This is a genomic window from Prevotella sp. (genome assembly GCF_051059605.1).
In the GTDB taxonomy this organism is placed as follows: Bacteria; Bacteroidota; Bacteroidia; order Bacteroidales; family Bacteroidaceae; genus Prevotella.
In genome coordinates this window covers 365,246-380,211 of the sequence record NZ_CP050883.1, presented here as the reverse complement: position 1 = coordinate 380,211, position 14,966 = coordinate 365,246, and the positions used below count along the sequence as shown (strand labels likewise).

General features: G+C 37.7%; 13 protein-coding genes. 4 read left to right on the top strand and 9 right to left on the bottom strand.

The features are described from left to right. The first annotated feature begins 178 nt into the window (after nt 1-178). The gene (locus tag HEQ28_RS01460) at nt 179-883 is read left to right on the top strand and encodes a Crp/Fnr family transcriptional regulator (protein ID WP_434503423.1); all 705 of its coding nucleotides are present in this window, start codon (nt 179-181) and stop codon (nt 881-883) included. Nucleotides 884-892: 9 nt separating this feature from the next. Here the strand turns inward: HEQ28_RS01460 and HEQ28_RS01455 are convergent, their stop codons facing one another. The 3 genes from HEQ28_RS01455 to gap all read right to left on the bottom strand — a co-directional run bounded on the left by HEQ28_RS01455 (nt 893) and on the right by gap (nt 3,850). After that, the gene (locus HEQ28_RS01455) at nt 893-1,828 is read right to left on the bottom strand and encodes a diacylglycerol/lipid kinase family protein (RefSeq protein WP_434503422.1); all 936 of its coding nucleotides are present in this window, start codon (nt 1,826-1,828) and stop codon (nt 893-895) included. Then, nucleotides 1,825-2,751 (bottom strand): tRNA (adenosine(37)-N6)-dimethylallyltransferase MiaA, encoded by a 927-nt coding sequence (gene miaA, locus HEQ28_RS01450; RefSeq protein WP_434503421.1) that lies wholly within the window; start codon nt 2,749-2,751, stop codon nt 1,825-1,827. The genes HEQ28_RS01455 and miaA overlap by 4 nt, the downstream gene beginning before the upstream one ends. 79 nt (nt 2,752-2,830) lie before the next feature. Beyond that, complete coding sequence (gene gap / locus HEQ28_RS01445; protein WP_434503420.1) at nt 2,831-3,850, bottom strand: type I glyceraldehyde-3-phosphate dehydrogenase; 1,020 nt, start codon at nt 3,848-3,850, stop codon at nt 2,831-2,833. 301 nt (nt 3,851-4,151) lie between these two features. Between gap and mscL the strand changes: the two genes are divergently transcribed. Then, the gene (mscL, locus tag HEQ28_RS01440) at nt 4,152-4,580 is read left to right on the top strand and encodes a large-conductance mechanosensitive channel protein MscL (protein WP_434503419.1); all 429 of its coding nucleotides are present in this window, start codon (nt 4,152-4,154) and stop codon (nt 4,578-4,580) included. Between the two features lie 40 nt (nt 4,581-4,620). Further along, nucleotides 4,621-5,274, top strand: a complete 654-nt coding sequence (locus tag HEQ28_RS01435) for an outer membrane beta-barrel protein (protein WP_434503418.1) — start codon at nt 4,621-4,623, stop codon at nt 5,272-5,274. Between the two features lie 68 nt (nt 5,275-5,342). Here the strand turns inward: HEQ28_RS01435 and guaA are convergent, their stop codons facing one another. From guaA to HEQ28_RS01410, 5 genes are all read right to left on the bottom strand, one after another. Next, a complete protein-coding gene (gene guaA / locus HEQ28_RS01430; RefSeq protein WP_434503417.1) occupies nt 5,343-6,887 on the bottom strand; it encodes a glutamine-hydrolyzing GMP synthase in 1,545 nt (514 codons plus the stop codon). Nucleotides 6,888-6,917: 30 nt separating this feature from the next. Then, on the bottom strand, nt 6,918-7,712 hold the full coding sequence (locus HEQ28_RS01425; protein WP_434503416.1) for a sugar phosphate nucleotidyltransferase: 795 nt from the start codon (nt 7,710-7,712) through the stop codon (nt 6,918-6,920). A 304-nt stretch (nt 7,713-8,016) separates the two neighbouring features. After that, complete coding sequence (locus tag HEQ28_RS01420) at nt 8,017-9,558, bottom strand: RapZ C-terminal domain-containing protein (RefSeq protein ID WP_434503415.1); 1,542 nt, start codon at nt 9,556-9,558, stop codon at nt 8,017-8,019. Between the two features lie 483 nt (nt 9,559-10,041). Beyond that, entirely contained in the window at nt 10,042-11,670 is a 1,629-nt protein-coding gene (gene groL, locus HEQ28_RS01415) for a chaperonin GroEL (RefSeq protein WP_434503414.1), read from the bottom strand. Between the two features lie 30 nt (nt 11,671-11,700). Continuing rightward, nucleotides 11,701-11,973, bottom strand: coding sequence for a co-chaperone GroES (locus tag HEQ28_RS01410; RefSeq protein ID WP_434503413.1), 273 nt, complete (start codon nt 11,971-11,973; stop codon nt 11,701-11,703). Nucleotides 11,974-12,144: 171 nt separating this feature from the next. Between HEQ28_RS01410 and HEQ28_RS01405 the strand changes: the two genes are divergently transcribed. Next, entirely contained in the window at nt 12,145-13,476 is a 1,332-nt protein-coding gene (locus HEQ28_RS01405; protein ID WP_434503412.1) for a threonine/serine ThrE exporter family protein, read from the top strand. Here the strand turns inward: HEQ28_RS01405 and axeA1 are convergent. After that, nucleotides 13,421-14,860, bottom strand: a complete 1,440-nt coding sequence (gene axeA1, locus HEQ28_RS01400) for an acetylxylan esterase AxeA1 (protein ID WP_434503411.1) — start codon at nt 14,858-14,860, stop codon at nt 13,421-13,423. The two genes, HEQ28_RS01405 and axeA1, sit on opposite strands and share 56 nt — an antisense overlap. Nucleotides 14,861-14,966: the final 106 nt, after the last annotated feature.

Sequence of the window (14,966 nt, the reverse complement as noted above, 5' to 3'; positions counted from 1 at the left end):
ACGTGACTTCAAAGTTAGCAAAAAATGTTCAGTCTACAAATTTAGTGTCAAGCTTTTTTTGCGAAAACGCTTATTTTTATGTTATACAATATATTTTTAGTCAAAATAAATGCTTAATTCTAAGTTTTTTTATTAATTTTGCCCAAGTAATATTTATATTACATCTCTCTAGATATATATGGCTTTTAAAAAGGACAACAACAAATTAGCCATAGTTCAAGCTATTTCAGAACTATGGCAACCGCTTACTGACGAAGAGATAAATATTCTCTCCGATAGTATTTATGTCCAAAAATTCAAGAGAAACCAACTAGTATATAAAGACTTTGACGGTCCGACAAGAATGATGTGTCTTGTGCAGGGCAAAGTGAAGATATTTAAGCTTGGCATTGGTGGACGCAATCAGATATTAAGAATTATAAAGCCAATAGAGTTTTTTGGATTCAGAGCCTATTTTGCTGACGAAGACTACAAGACTGCCGCTATGGCATTTGAGCCATCTACCGTTGCTTTCTTTTCAATGCCCGTCATCATGAAGCTAATGAAGAACAACTTTAACATCAGTCTATTCTTCATTAAATACTTATCAAAGCAGTTGGGATATAGCGACGATCGCACAGTGAATCTAACCCAAAAGCATATACGTGGGCGTCTTGCAGAATCACTAATCTTCCTCAAAGAAAGTTATGGCATTGAGGAAGACGGATATACATTAAGCATATACTTAAGTCGTGAAGATTTGGCAAATCTGTCAAACATGACTACAAGCAATGCTATCCGCACACTTTCGGCTTTCGCCAACGAAAAACTTATCGCTATTGATGGTAGAAAAATCAAACTCATTAACAGCGAAGAGATATTAAGAATAAGTCAAATGGGATAGTCTATACGATTATTCCGGGATAAGAAAGTTTATCACTTCCTGCTCTACATTAATCTTGAATGGACCAATAGGTGTATTCATCAATCGTCCGTCAACACCCACCATTGCCCTTTGAACATCAAAGACTTCAATCTCTCTTGTTCGATATGGATGCACGCTCTTGTGATTAAGAAACTTACCACGCAAGAACAAGTATAATCCTTCTAGCATCTGTGTCAACTCTGAATGATAGACCACTGATACATCAAGCATACCGTTATAAGGAACTGCATTAGGAGTCTGACCATAACCTGTAGAATTGCCCACACAGACAGTCATCATCTTACGTTGCAATTCATCAGTATTGATTTTCATGTGCATTTTGTATTCTAATCGCTGGAATATCATCATGATAAAAGAAAACATGAAAGACAAAGTGCGTGATCCAAAGAAATGACGAGTCTTACGACGCAAGTTCATGATAGCTGCAATAAGACCAATGTTAATACAATTCAAGAAATAGCGATGGCATGCTTCACCACTCTTATTATAATATCGAATGCACCCAAGATCAATCTTGCGCACACGATGTTGCTTAATCCATTTTATAGACTGATCATATTCGCTTTCAGAGAAGCCCCAGAAATGAGCAAAGTCATTCATCAAACCATTTGGGATAACGCCCAGTGAAATCTGGTCGCGCACATCTTTCTCTACATCCATCAAGCAATTCACGGAATCATTCAGAGCAGAGTCACCACCAACAATAACAATAGTTTTATAACCATTATTGATCATCATCTTCACAAGACGCTCGACACTCTTTGAGTTCTCACTTTGCACGAAATCATAATCAACATTGTTATCGTGCAATGCCTTCTCAATCTTTTCCCATCGATTTGATGGATTTGAAAGCCCTTCATGCTTTGGGCAATAAAGCACTCCCCAACGGTTTTCTGTCATCATAAACTCATTATTTTCTTTATCTTATTAACTTTCTCATCCATAGGCAAAAGGGCGTCAATCCAATTAATGACAAATCCCCTGCGCTCCATACCGCGAAACCACGTCATCTGTCGCTTAGCAAACTGTTGAATAGCGATTTCCAAACCGTGCAGCATTTCGTCATAGCTAGTCTTACCTATCACATACTCTGTGATATACTTATATTCCAGACCATAATAAATAAGATTTTCAGCAGGAACTCCATTGTCAATAAGTCCTTTTATTTCATCAACCATACCTTCATCCAGACGCTTTACAAGTCTGTCTGATATTTTGGCACGACGCACTTCACGATCTATATTAACACCAATAATCACAGAATCTATTGGCGGACAAGTTCTTTTAGGCATCGGGTTGTCAAGATTATAAGTTTCAATCTCTATTGCCCTTATAGCCCTCTGACAAGAATCAACATCCGTCTTATTGTGCATTACGCTATGATTTTGATTCTTCAATTCACTCAACATCAAGGTCAGTTCATCAAGAGACTTACCAACAAGACTCTTACGTAGTTCTTCATTCTGCGGAACTGGTGACAAGCTATATCCCTTTAATACCGATTCTATATAAAGTCCTGTGCCTCCACATAGAATAGGAGTCACTCCCCTACTCGTTATGTCAGTATAGGCACGCATAAAATCTTCCTGATATCTGAATAAATTATATTTACTACCAGGTTCACATATATCTATAAGATGGTAAGGAATGGGGCGACCATTCACAACATAGTCATCCAAATCCTTTCCTGTACCTATATCCATACCTTTATATACCTGTCTGCTATCAGCACTTATAATCTCGGCATCAAGGTCACAAGCAAGAGCTGCGGCAAGACTTGTCTTTCCGCTGGCAGTAGGTCCTAGAATGGTAATCATTTTATTCATGGTACAAATTTATAAAAAAAAAGCCGTTCAGCAATGCTGAACGGCAGTAATTTTATTTTTGGATAGGATTAACCGAGAATTAACCGTTAACCTTAGCCATGTGCTTGATAAGCTCAACAACCTTGTGGCTATAACCAATCTCGTTGTCATACCAAGATACAACCTTTACGAATGTATCAGTAAGAGCGATACCAGCCTTAGCGTCGAAGATAGATGTCAATGGGCAACCAAGGAAATCAGAAGAAACTACAGCCTCTTCAGTATAACCAAGAACACCAGCAAGCTCATTCTCAGAAGCTTCCTTCATTGCAGCGCAAATCTCTGCGTATGTAGCAGGCTTAGCCAAGTTAACTGTAAGGTCAACAACAGATACGTCAAGAGTAGGAACACGCATAGACATACCAGTCAACTTACCGTTAAGCTCAGGGATAACCTTACCTACAGCCTTAGCAGCACCAGTAGAAGAAGGGATAATGTTGCCTGCAGCAGCACGACCACCACGCCAATCCTTTACAGAAGGACCGTCAACAGTCTTCTGTGTAGCTGTTGTAGAGTGTACAGTTGTCATCAAACCATCTGTGATACCGAACTTATCGTTAAGAACCTTAGCGATAGGAGCAAGACAGTTAGTTGTACAAGAAGCGTTAGAAACGAACTGAGATCCCTTAACATATTTGTCGAAGTTTACACCACAAACAAACATTGGAGTATCATCCTTAGAAGGAGCAGACATAACTACATACTTAGCACCTGCGTCGATGTGACCCTGGCTCTTCTCTTTTGCAAGGAAAAGACCTGTAGACTCAACAACGTATTCAGCACCAACAGCGTCCCACTTCAAGTCAGCTGGGTTGCGCTCTGCAGTTACACGGATAACGTTACCGTTAACGATAAGCTGAGACTTCTCAACATTAGCCTCGATGGTTCCCTGGAACTGACCGTGCATTGTATCGTACTTAAGCATATAAGCCAAGTAATCAACAGGACAAAGGTCGTTGATACCTACTACTACTACATCTTTTGCGTTTGCCTCTTCAAGAGTTGCACGGAAAACGAAACGGCCAATACGACCGAAACCGTTAATACCAATTTTAATCATTTTACTTTTATATTTTAAAGGGTTAAAAATATATATCCTTAAACTTAATACCTATCAAGCAAATAGCAGCGTAACTTGTTATTGTCGAAACATCAAAAATATAACACCGCATTGCTTTTTTTCGTATTTCCGAGCGCAAAGATACAAAATTATTTCTATATTTGCACTTCAAAGCTGTATTAATTTATATAAAAAAGGTGAGTTCATTAAACCTTATAACAAACTTTGGTTTTGTTGTATCTAAAAGTGACAACTCTATATTACAAAAGAACATTTAGTAACTAATTTAAAAAGTATATTTATGGGTAAATTCATCAGTGAATTCAAAGAGTTTGCCGTAAAAGGCAATGCTGTAGACATGGCTATCGGTATCATCATCGGTGCGGCTTTTGGCAAAATAGTAAGTAGTATTGTAGATGACATCATCATGCCACCTATTGGTTGGCTAATCAAAGGAGTAAACTTCTCTGACTTAAAATTCAAGTTGCCCTCTGTATACATTCCTGGAATGGAAAAAATTCCATCTGTAACAATCAACTATGGGCATTTTCTACAAGCTCTGCTTAACTTCATCATAGTCGCATTCTGTGTATTTTTGATTCTTAAGACAATAAATAAGATTACGAATAACCAAGGTAAGAAACCCGCAACCCCTTCAAAAGAAGAACAATTGTTATCAGAAATACGTGATCTATTGAAAGAAAAAAAGAATACAGACAAAGATAATTGAAAATAATTACTAACTTTGCGAAATTATAACAAATAACCACATGAAAAAAGTAATTATTGCATTATTGATGGTAATGGCAACTACAGCCATGAACTCACAAACTAAATTCAGTGTTGAAGCAGGACCACAGTATTCACCAAATATCTCTTGGCGTATAGGTGGTAATGCAGACATTCCTATATCAAGCAGATTATCTATTGTGCCAGGACTGTATTTATCAAACAGGCATAGGGTGACAAAAGAAGATTATAGATATGAAAAGAATGGCACACTATATACAAATTCAAAGGAGTCTTCTTTCCATGCAAATTACATCACTTTACCATTACGACTAGGTATAAGGATTGGCAGACTAAACGCGGTCAACAGCAAATGGCAGATTCTTGGAGGTCCTTACATTGCCTATGGAACTAATGGGAAAGGAACTATCACAGAAACAGTGAATGGGATAAGGAATAAGACAAAGTATGATTCGTTTGAAAATAACGGTATGTTTAAAAGCCGTTGGGATTACGGATTTGATTCCGAAATTCAATACACTTACAAAAACAAGATCAAACTTGGAGCTTTTGTGGAAAGCGGTTTCAAGGAATTGTATCAATCAGACAACGATTTAGGAAAGGTCGTTGATGAACTGTTTAAAGTAAATACGGTTAATATCACTGCCGGAATTATTGTAGGATACCAATTCTAATCAAACATATAAATAAACAAAATAGCCTCAACCAAAAGATTGAGGCTATTTTTATTTATAACGGAATTTTATTCCCACTCTATTGTCGATGGTGGTTTTGAAGAGATGTCATAGCATACTCTGTTCACACCCTTGACTTTATTAATTATTTCATTTGACACTTTAGCCATGAAATCATAAGGAAGATGCGCCCAATCTGCAGTCATTGCATCCATACTAGTAACAGCACGCAATGCTACAGGATGTTCGTATGTTCGCTCATCACCCATAACTCCTACGCTACGTATAGTAGAGAGAAGAACTGTTCCTGCCTGCCAAACCTTGTTATACAAAGCATCTCCGTCTTCGCATATATAGTTGTGCATTTCCTCAATATATATATCGTCAGCATCCTGAAGAATGCGAACTTTCTCGCGTGTTATATCACCGAGGATACGAACAGCAAGTCCTGGTCCAGGGAAAGGATGACGATTGATTAAGCGCTCTGGCATCTCCAGCTGGCGACCAACTCTACGAACTTCATCCTTAAACAACCATTGCAATGGCTCACAAAGTTGAAGTTTCATTTCTTTAGGGAGTCCGCCTACATTATGATGGCTCTTGATAACCATACCAGTGATACTTAGACTCTCAATACGGTCTGGATATATTGTACCCTGTGCCAACCATTTAGCATCAACAATCTTTTTAGCTTCAGCATTGAACACCTCAACGAAGTCACGTCCTATAATCTTGCGCTTTGTTTCTGGATCAGAAACGCCTTCAAGATCTTTAAAGAACTTCTCACTAGCATCAATACCAATTACATTCAAACCAAGTCCACTATATGCTTCCATAACCTTAGCAAACTCGTTCTTACGAAGCATACCATGATCAACGAATATACAAGTAAGGTTCTTGCCTATAGCCTTATTGAGCAATGTAGCACAAACAGAAGAGTCTACACCTCCTGAAAGACCTAGAATAACACGATCATTACCTAATTGTGCTTTCAGTTCCTCAACAGTACTTTCAACAAATGAAGCTGGGCTCCATTCCTGTTTACTCTTACAGATGTCAACAACGAAATTCTTCAGCAACTGTGTGCCCTGAGTAGAATGGAACACTTCTGGATGAAACTGTACACACCATACACGTTTCTCCTCATTGGCAAAAGCTGCATATTTCACGTCGGCTGTAGAACCTGTGATATGAAAACCTTCAGGAATAGCGGTGATCGTATCACCATGACTCATCCAAACCTGTGAACCTTTCTTGAAATCCTTGAAAATAGGAGTTTCCAAGTCTATTGTCTCAAGATTTGCACGGCCGTACTCACGGGTACCGGTCTGCTCAACCTTTCCACCATTGGCAAACGAGATGAACTGAGCACCATAACATATACCCAAAACAGGATACTTGCCTATAAATTGGCTCAACTCAACCGTAAACGCCTCCTTATCATGAACTGAATAAGGACTTCCACTAAGAATTACACCAATAATGTTTGGATCATTCTTTGGAAATTTGTTGTAAGGTAAGATTTCGCAGAAGGTGTCCAATTCACGTACACGACGACCAATAAGCTGTGTTGTCTGTGAACCGAAGTCAAGAATAATAATCTTCTGTTGCATATTAATTGTTTGATTAAATATATAGTTTCTTTATTGATTCAATTCCTCAAGAAAAATTTCGGCATTATCAATCGTATCGAGTTTTCCGACATCCATCAGTTTCAAGTCTTCTTTCACGTATCCCTTAATAGCTATCTTATCGCAGTTTTGCAGATAAAAATCCATTATAGGGAACTTGTCGGGATAATCAGACATGAATGGAAATAGTTGAGGAGAGAAAGAATGTATACCCGAAAAAGCATACATATTATAATTTTTACGAAGCTCATCTACCGTAGAAGATTTAACTTCAGCATAAGGACTCTTAATTTCACCGGTTTCGATATTAACCCAACCGACAAGAAGCATGTCATCATTAAACATCAGATATCTCTTTGTCTCTCGCCAGCTAACAAGCAATACTGCCCCAGCCTGACGATGCGGAACGCCACAAGACTTACACATGACACGACGATCTACACTATAGAATTTCTTCAAATCTACATTACTCAAGATGTCTACATTATGTATGAGTATCTGATCATTAGGATTAAATAAAGGTATGGCTTTCTTTATACCACCACCGGTTTCAAGCAATCCTGAAGTTTCATCGCTGATTTTTATATCAAGTCCGAAATTATCATTTTCCTTTATATAATCAATTATCTGACTTGCAAAATGATGTACATTAATTATTATTGAATTGAATCCGGCATCTTTCAATCGAAAGATCACGCGTTTGAGCAGCGGCTCTCCTCCAACTCTTACCAACGCCTTTGGCATACTATCGGTAAGAGGTTTTAAGCGAGTGCCCAATCCTGCTGCGAAAATCATTGCTTGCATCATTTTCTTTTTTAATGCGTGCAAATATAACCATTTTTCACGAGATGACAAAATTTATTTTAGAGTAATTGACTTTATCCCTATCACTACATCATTTGGCAATGTGCGTAAGAACTCTATTCTTTTTATGAACAACATTATGTCAATATACGATAATCAGTATATCCGCCATATCATGCACGGATATACTGATTAATATCATTTACGTATACAAGAGTTTTTCCTTTTGGAAAATAATTCCGTTTACGTTGTTTCAAATATGAAAATGCTGAATCATGAATAATGAATATAGTGAGTAGACTTCTCTTTACTTTTTCAGTAATGTCTGCTGTATATTCTGTTCACGATGATTCACATGTACTTCTATTCCAAATTTCTCATGAATATGCTCTGCCAGATGCTGTGCACTATATACTGATCTATGCTGACCGCCAGTACAACCAAAAGAAAACATCAAATTCGTGAATCCACGCTGGATATATCTCATGACATGATGATCAGCTAGTTTATACACTTCATCAAGGAACGTCAATATCTCACCATCATCTTCAAGGAATCGAATAACCGGTTCATCAAGTCCGGTAAGTTTCTTATATGGTTCGTAACGACCTGGATTGTGAGTACTACGGCAATCAAACACGTAACCTCCACCATTTCCAGAAGGGTCATCAGGAATGCCCTTTCTAAATGAGAAACTGTTCACATTTACAACCAAAGGTCCTTTATCATCATAATTTGAGAATGTAGCAGGACCGTCTTGTGAATGTGCTACGTAAACGTTACTGTCAGTTATCTTATATCCGTCAGCTCTGCTGTGTGCAGGTTCTTCAACATGCGAGAACTGTGGCATTTCTGTAAGTTTCTTCAACATCTCCATCATATATGGATAAGGGAATATATCAGGATTAAGTTTCAGAAGTTCACGAAGATTATCCATTGCTGGAGGTATTGAATCCAAGAAATGCTTTTTACGCTCAAAATATCCTCTGAAACCATACGCTCCTAAAACCTGAAGAGTACGAAACAAAACAAACAAGCTCAATCTTTCAACGAAATGGCGTTCAGAAGGAACCTCTACATAATTCTTTAACGAATCATAATATTCATAGACAAGTTTGCGACGAAGTTTGAACGAATACTTTGCAGAAGCTTGCCACAAGAAAGAAGCTAAATCATAATAATAAGGTCCCTTTCGTCCTCCTTGAAAGTCAATAAAGTATGGATTGTCATTTTCGTCTAACATTATATTGCGCGCCTGAAAATCACGATAAAGAAAACTATCACAATCTTCAGCAGTCAAATCTTTGGCAAACATTCTAAAATTAGCTTCGAGTTTAAGCTCATGAAAGTCCAGTCCTGTAGCTTTAAGAAAACAATACTTGAAATAATTTAAATCAAAGAGTACACCTTCTTTATCAAATTCAGGTTGTGGATAGCAATTAGTCCAATCCAGTTCGCGTGCACCTTCAATCTGAATCTTAGGCAATTCCCTTATGGTCTTCACCAACAGTTGCTGTTCTTTTTGATTATATCTTCCGTCAGCTTCCCTTCCGCCATTTATTGCATCAAATAAAGATGAATTTCCTAGGTCAGTCTGCAAATAGCGCAACTCATCATTGCTAACAGCCAAAACGTTTGGAACAGGAAGTTTTCTCATTGAGAAATGATTATCCAGATATATAAAAGCGTGGTTCTCATCTCTACTCGTACCTACAACGCCGATAATAGTACCGCCATCCTTATCCACAAAACGATAATACTGTCTGTTGCTACCTGCTCCTGGAAGTTTTTCTATACTTATAGGTTCTTCACCTTTATAATCAACATATAATTTCTTCAACTTTTGCATAAGTGATATTTTGTTTAATCATCTACAGATACAAGAACATTATTTTTTGTTCTTGCGCTTTTCCTCCCACTGTCCCAACAAATTGTCTATTAGCAACAATACCATAAATATACCTAAGGACATAAAGAATGACCTTGTTAATATTATAAGCAAAAAGGCAACTATTGCCATTATTGCCCACCGTTTCCAATTGATATTCATTTTCATTCTGCAAAGATACAAAAAAAAATCGGATGTCATCACGACAACCGATTTTCAAAAACAAACTACTTAAAAACTAATCTACTAAAACAAATCAAAAAAATATCTTTTTCGGATTTAATCCGATACTTTTTTATCTTAACTATTGCAAAGATATAGTTTTTTCCAATACATTCAAAAGGTTTGCGGTTTTTTTTTATAATTATTAGCAAATAAATAAAAAAAAGGGCTTAATCTTTAAAGATTAGCCCCTTTTCTGTTATATTGAGTTTACAAATTTAATTACATCATTCCACCCATACCTGGCTGTACTGCAGGAGCAGCTGACTTAGGTTCTGGCTTATCTGTAATCAAGCATTCTGTTGTAAGGAATAATCCAGCTATAGAAGCTGCATTTTCAAGTGCAACACGAGCAACCTTAGCAGGATCAATGATACCGGCCTTACGCATATCCTCATACTTATCAGTACGTGCGTTATAACCGAAATCGCCCTCGCCTTCAGCTACTTTGTTAACAACAACTGAACCTTCACCACCTGCATTTGCAACAATCTGACGAAGAGGAGATGTGATAGCACGCTCAACAATGTTAATACCTGTCTGCTCATCAGCGCTGTCACCCTTAAGGTCTTTCAATGCAGTAAGAGCGCGGATATATGTTGTACCACCACCGGCAACAACACCTTCCTCCATTGCAGCACGTGTTGCACAAAGTGCATCGTCTACACGATCTTTCTTTTCCTTCATCTCTACCTCAGAGTTAGCACCTACATAGAGTACAGCTACACCACCTGAAAGTTTAGCAAGGCGCTCCTGAAGCTTCTCCTTATCATAAGAACTTGTTGTGTTAGCAATTTCATTCTTAATCTGAGCTACACGCTCCTGTATATTTTCTTTTACACCATGACCACTTACGATAGTAGTGTTATCCTTTGTGACAGTAACTTTCTCTGCACTTCCAAGCATTTCAAGAGTAGCCTGCTCTAGCTTCAAGCCCTTATCCTCGCTGATAACTACGCCACCAGTAAGAACTGCGATATCCTCAAGCATTGCTTTGCGACGATCACCGAATCCAGGAGCCTTAACAGCACAAATCTTCAAACCACCACGAAGACGGTTTACAACCAATGTTGTAAGAGCCTCAGAATCTACATCTTCAGCAATAACCATCAATGGACGTCCGCTTTCTGCAGCTGGCTGTAGAATTGGCAAGAAGTCTTTAAGGTTACTGATCTTCTTATCATAAATAAGGATGTATGGATTATCCATAACACACTCCATCTTGTCTGCATCTGTTACGAAATATCCAGAAAGATAACCACGATCAAACTGCATACCCTCAACAACGTCGATATGAGTTTCACGGCTCTTGCTTTCCTCAATAGTGATAACACCATCTTTAGAAACTTTGCGCATTGCATCAGCAAGAAGCTTACCTATTTCTGGATCGTTGTTTGCTGAAACTGTTGCTACCTGCTCAATCTTATCATAGTTATCACCTACAAGTTCTGCATTATTCGCAATGAAATCAACAACAGCCTTAACAGCCTTGTCAATACCGCGCTTCAAATCCATTGGATTAGCACCAGCAGTTACATTTTTCAAACCTTCTGCTACAATAGCCTGAGTAAGTATCGTTGCAGTTGTTGTTCCGTCACCTGCATCATCACCTGTCTTGCTGGCTACGCTCTTTACAAGCTGTGCACCAGTATTCTCAAAATGATTTTCAAGTTCAATTTCCTTTGCTACGGTAACACCATCCTTTGTAATCTGAGGAGCACCAAACTTCTTTTCGATTACTACGTTGCGTCCTTTAGGACCTAATGTTACTTTTACTGCATCAGCTAACTGATCAACACCCTGCTTCAAGAGGTCACGTGCCTCTACATCAAACTTAATATCTTTTGCCATGATTATTATAAATTAAAATTACACATTAAATTATTCTGCAAGAACTGCAAGTATATCACTCTGACGCATGATAAGATACTTCTCACCCTGATATTCCAATTCTGTTCCAGCATACTTTCCATAAAGCACGACATCATTCTCTTTTAGAATCATAGGTTCGTCCTTTGTACCAGAACCTGCAGCTACGACTTTACCACGTTGTGGCTTCTCTTTAGCTGTGTCAGGAATGATGATTCCACCTACTTTTTCTTCAGCTGGTTCAGGAAGTACCAGCACTCTGTCTGATAATGGTTTAATGTTCATAATTCTTATATTTTTAATTTTAAAATTAATAGTTTATTATGCCATACTATATGCTAAAAATGTGCCAATTAGCATATATGCCAAAATTGGCAGTAAATTATATGTCATATTTGGCAGATTTTTACTAATTTTGCACCAAAATATAACGTATAACATAGGTATTAAACTTTCATGAGCAATTTTTCACAATCGAGCGAGCCTACTGAAATCAGTAATGAAGCTCACAAATCTCTAAAAGAAACTACAATATTTCTTGCGGAATATGCAGCCACTCTGGAAGCTGTAGGAGTTCAGACATCACGTATCCAAGCCAACACGATACGTATAGCAAAGTCTTTTGGATATTGGTGTAACATAATGATGTTCCCTAAAACCATCAGCATTACGTTGCATGACGAAGGACGCGAGCACTCATACACTTATGTGAAGAAGACTCCGTCTATGGGACTGAACTTCAAAATCAATATGAAGCTATCACATTTATCATGGGAAGCTGTTGATAAAAAACTATCACTTTCTGAATTATGGAAAAAATTCAATAATGTGATTAGTGAACCTCGTGAAAGTCCATGGACAGTATTAATACTTGTTTCATTTGCTAACGCATGTTTCTGTAGACTTTTCGACGGAAATTATACTTCAATGGCTATCGTTTGGATTGCTACATTTATAGGATTCTTCGTCAGACAACAGCTCACTAAACGAAAATGGAATGTTCTAGCAATATTCACCATCTGTTCATTTATCAGTACTTTGGTTGGAGCAACTGATTTTCTATTTATACATGGAGGTACTGAAGATATTTCTCTCGGAACATCAATGTTATACCTTGTCCCAGGAGTTCCACTCATCAATGGTGTTATGGATATAATAGACCATAACGCTTTGAATGGAATAGCAAGAATCACCAATGCCACTCTCCTTATTATTTGCATAGCCTTGGGAATCTCGATAACTGTTATGATTTTAAATATTGACGCAAGTATATTTACTAAGGTTGTCAGACCGAATGTAGTAATGGCAGCTATCGCTGATGGATTGTATGCTGCTATTGCCGGTTTGGGATTTGCAGTAATATCAAATCCACCACGCAAAGCTCTTGCCTATTCAGCATTCTTAGCATGTGTAGGTCATGGTATTAGATATTTCCTGATGCACTCACCATCATTGATGTTTGATCAGGTTTCAGCATCTACTATAGCAGGATTTTCAATCGGCTTATTAGCTATTCCTTTTGCTATGCATCTACACTACCCTGCCGAAGGTTTTGCTTTCCCAGCTCTTCTTCCTATGGTTCCAGGTTTGTTTGCATATAAATCAGTAATAAGCACTATCAATATAGTAAGGCAGTCAACAGAATTCACTATCAAAAATGTTGGTGATTTCTTCCATACTTCAACGCTCACTATATTGGTAATGTTTGGAATGGTTGCCGGATGCGTTATTCCTATTTTTGTTTTCCGCAGACAGTCTTTCTCTGTGACTCGCAAGAGAGGGCATTAAATATTATGTCAGCCATTTTGGCTGCACCTTTGGCATTCGGATGTATTCCGTCTGCCAGTACTAGACCTCCATATTGAGAATATTCAGTGTGGAGGTCTATTATTTTACATCTCTTTTTCTTAGCGACTTTCTTTATAATAGGAATAATTCCATTCACAATCACAGAATCATTGATATTCCATGTTCCTTTAAAGGCTGGTATTGGAGTTGCTAAATACACCTGAGGCTTTGCAGGAAGTGATTTCAATGTATCTACCATCGCTTCCAAATCCTTTTGATAAGTAGAATTAAACTGCCAGTTTTCTGGTTTACTGTCATTAGTTCCCAGTTTAATAATCACAATATTTGGATTGAAAGCCTTTGCATCACGCCAAGCAAGTTCTTTAACATAAGGCAAGTTACCCTTCTTCATCAGCGTGCGTGCACTCACTCCATAGTTCTTCACATTATACTTGTCACCAAGATGTTCCTGAAGCATAGCAGGGTATCCTTTTTCATCTGCCATGTCTATTCCATAGCCATCAGTTATACTGTTTCCGATACATGCCACTCTTATAGCATCCTTTGAAGGAGATTTGTGATTATCCAACCATGTAGAAAGATCATTTAGCAATTGTTCATGGTATGCAAAATCTTTTTTGAATCCAAATCCATGTCCACCTGTTGGGTATATATGAAGCGAACATTTATTTCCGTTTCTTCGCATAGCAGTATAGTAAGCAAGTCCATTTGTCAATGGTGGAACTCCGCCATCATCATTAGCCAAGAATATCACAGCCTCTGGAGTAAGATGATTACGTACCTGCATATCAGTAGAGAACTCATTTATCAGTTCTTTATTATTCACACCACTACCCAAGAAATTATCACATGAACCTACGTGTGATTTACTCTTATCCATCGAGATGACAGGATAAAACAGAATACAGAAATTTGGACGTGCATTGAAGTCAGCTTTTGTTGAAATAACTGATGCTAAATGACCACCTGCAGAAGAACCCATGATACCCACATCATAAGGGTTTATATTCCAACTTGCAGCACTGTCTCTTACAGTTTCCATTGATTTCACAGCATCTGATATAGGGATGTTTCTATCACCCTTTGGCATTCTATATTTCAACACAAAAAGAGCGATTCCTTTACGATTGAAAAAATCAGCCCAGTTATGTCCTTCGTTATCTATTGCAAGATGAGTGTACCCACCACCAGGCAAACAAACGACCGCTCTACCAGATGGTTTTGTCGGAAGATAAGCGGTAAGTGTAGACTCACCATCTTCAGATATTTTCAACACAAAACTACGAGTCGTATTTTGCGCATTACAACACACAAAATACAACAATAATGACAATGTAAATAGTATTTTTTTGTTTGTTTCCATAGCGCAAAGATAATGATTTTTATTAAAATAAACACAACTAATCGTAATTTATAAATTAATTTATTTATCTTTGCACATAGTATATATAATAACTAATTTAAACTGG